This window comes from Mesorhizobium sp. M7A.F.Ca.CA.002.09.1.1 (genome assembly GCF_003998555.1).
GTDB lineage: Bacteria > Pseudomonadota > Alphaproteobacteria > Rhizobiales > Rhizobiaceae > Mesorhizobium > Mesorhizobium ciceri.
The window spans coordinates 1-1,107 of sequence record NZ_RZRR01001287.1; the positions used below are offsets into that span (position 1 = coordinate 1).

Annotated in this window: 1 protein-coding gene and 1 pseudogene; both read left to right on the forward strand. The window is 64.0% G+C overall.

The genetic code is table 11. The annotated features are described in order from the left end of the window. A pseudogene (locus EN994_RS32580) lies at positions 1-370 on the forward strand (ATP-binding cassette domain-containing protein); the annotation flags it as partial. Then, positions 367-1,107, forward strand: a 741-nt coding sequence (locus tag EN994_RS32585; protein ID WP_164746481.1) for an ABC transporter permease, incomplete at its 3' end; no start/stop codon positions are given. The pseudogene EN994_RS32580 and the gene EN994_RS32585, both read left to right, overlap by 4 nt.

Consider the following 1,107-nt stretch of genomic DNA (forward strand, 5'->3'; position numbering starts at 1 on the left):
GCTTGTAGATGGCGCGGGCGAACGCCAGGGCGTGGCGATCGCCCGCGCCATCTACAAGCAGGCCGAGCTGATCGTCCTCGACGAACCGACGACGGCGCTGTCGCTGACCGAGACCGCCAAGGTGTTCCATTTCGTGCGCCAGGTGCGGGCGAGCGGCCGCTCGATCCTGTTCATCGGCCACAACATCCATCATGTCTTCGACATCGCCGACCGCTTCGTGGTGCTGGACCGCGGCAAGGTTGCACTGACGACCGACCGCAGCGAGGTCAAGTCGGCCGAAGATCTCATCAACTTCATGGAAGAGGTCGCGCATCCCGGCGGATTGGCCGGGCTGCACGATGCCGGCGACGCGGAGCAGAGAGCACGATGAGCAAGACCATGGAGCCCAACCTGCACGAGCCGTCCGCCGGCATTCCCCGTCCCAGTTCTCAAAAGGAATGGAGGCACCCATCCGATCACTGGATGCGCGGCTTCATCCTCGACAACCGTGCCGCGCTCGGCACGCTCGCCGTGTTCATCGTCATGATGACGGTGTTCCTGATCGCCAACCCGACCGTTTTCACCACCTGGTATCTCTACCGTTCGGTGCTGACGACGCTCCCCGTTGCGCTGTTCGTGGTGGTGCCGCTGGTCTTCGTCGTCACCTGCGGCGAGATCGACCTGTCGTTTCCGGCAACGATGGGCTTCGCCTCATGGGTCTTCGCGCTGGTCGTGCAGGCCGGCTACGATCCGTTTCTCGGCATCGCCGCGGCACTCGTCACCGGCATGCTGCTCGGCTTCCTGGTAGGCTCGCTGGTCGTCTATGGCGGGCTGTCGTCGTTGATCGCCACGCTGGGCATGAATTTCCTGCTGCGCGGCCTGATCCAGATCATCAACGAGGGCAAGTCGATGGCGCTGACCAGCCTCAGCGACAGCTGGGCCTACACGATCTTCTCCAGCCAGGTCCTGGGCGTTCCGGTGCAGATCTTCTGGGCCATCGGCTTCGTCGTGCTGTCGGCGATGCTCTACAACCGGCACCGCTTCGGCGCGCAGGTGAGGGTGGTCGGCGACAATCCAGACAGCGCCCAGCAGATGGGCATCGACGTCAAGCGTGTGCGGGTGAAAGTG